Below are 1,159 nucleotides of genomic sequence, written 5' to 3'. Positions count from 1 at the left end.
CTTATAGGTAGGTACTTCAACGAACTATTCCGTCAGTTCGCGGCGCTTTCATCACTCCGTCACCCCATCACAGTAATTAGTAGTACGGGAATATTAACCCGTTAGCCATCGACTGTCCCTTTCGGGTTCGCCTTAGGACCAGACTAACCCACAGCTGATTAGCATAGCTGTGGAAACCTTAGTTTTTCGGTGTGCGGGTTTCTCGCCCGCATTATCGTTACTTATGCCTACATTTTCTTTTCTAACCAGTCCAGCATGCCTTACGACACACCTTCAACCCTGTTAGAATGCTCCCCTACCACTTAGAGTAAACTCTAAATCCATAGCTTCGGTAATACGCTTATGCCCGATTATTATCCATGCTCGTCCGCTCGACTAGTGAGCTGTTACGCACTCTTTAAATGAATGGCTGCTTCCAAGCCAACATCCTAGCTGTCTGGGCAGACAAACCTCGTTCTTTCAACTTAGCGTATATTTGGGGACCTTAGCTGATGGTCTGGGTTCTTTCCCTCTCGGACTTGGACCTTAGCACCCAAGCCCTCACTGTTAGTGAACATTATATAGCATTCGGAGTTTGTCAGGAATTGGTAGGCGGTGAAGCCCCCGCATCCAATCAGTAGCTCTACCTCTATATAACTTTATAACTAACGCTGCACCTAAATGCATTTCGGGGAGTACGAGCTATTTCCGAGTTTGATTGGCCTTTCACCCCTACCCACAGGTCATCCGAAGACTTTTCAACGTCAACCGGTTCGGACCTCCACTGTGTGTTACCACAGCTTCATCCTGCCCATGGGTAGATCACACGGTTTCGCGTCTAACACTACTGACTAAAGCGCCCTATTCAGACTCGCTTTCGCTACGGATCCGTGGCTTAACCACTTAACCTTGCCAGCAACGTTAACTCGTAGGCTCATTATGCAAAAGGCACGCCGTCACCCCACGAAAGGGCTCCGACCGCTTGTAAGCGTATGGTTTCAGGATCTATTTCACTCCGTTATTCACGGTTCTTTTCACCTTTCCCTCACGGTACTGGTTCACTATCGGTCTCTCAGGAGTATTTAGCCTTAGCGGATGGTCCCGCCAAATTCAGACAGGGTTTCACGTGCCCCGCCCTACTCAGGATACCACTATCTATTATACTCGTTACCCATACGGG

The 1,159-nt window shown here is 48.6% G+C and carries 1 rRNA gene; it reads right to left on the bottom strand.

The window, feature by feature from the left end:
- Positions 1-1,159 (bottom strand): 23S ribosomal RNA (locus CHB81_RS26620); the annotation flags it as partial.

The organism is Flavobacterium sp. ov086, from assembly GCF_900187965.1.
Classification (GTDB): Bacteria; Bacteroidota; Bacteroidia; order Flavobacteriales; family Flavobacteriaceae; genus Flavobacterium.
Note: the sequence above shows the minus strand (reverse complement) of the source record. Positions and strands in the feature narration are given on the sequence as shown.